Annotated in this window: 1 protein-coding gene; it reads left to right on the forward strand. The window is 65.8% G+C overall.

The features are described from left to right. Positions 1-330: hypothetical protein (locus JHD59_RS22445; RefSeq protein ID WP_199155895.1), on the forward strand; the 330-nt coding region annotated here is incomplete at both ends.

Below are 330 nucleotides of genomic sequence, written 5' to 3' on the forward strand. Positions count from 1 at the left end.
GCATTCCGGAACCGGCCAATGGCCAAACGGTCAGCGTATCCGCCACCCAAACCAACGCCCTGGGCAATGTCTCCGCCGCCGGCGCGGACAGCGGCACGCTGGATGTGGTGCCGCCGGACACCCCGGCTATCAGCTTCCAGCCCAATGGCCTGACCGCTCTGCTGTACGGCCTCAACGACAGCCATATCTCCAGCCCCGTCAGCGGCCAGACCGCGCTGTCCACCGTGCTGGCCGACCTGGCCAATCACAACCCCACCGCCAGCTTCATCGCCACCGCCTTGAACTTTGGCGATCAGAACGGCGTCTGGCATGGCAACACCGACTTCGGCA

Source organism: Chromobacterium sp. ASV23 (assembly GCF_016428945.1).
Classification (GTDB): domain Bacteria; phylum Pseudomonadota; class Gammaproteobacteria; order Burkholderiales; family Chromobacteriaceae; genus Chromobacterium; species Chromobacterium sinusclupearum.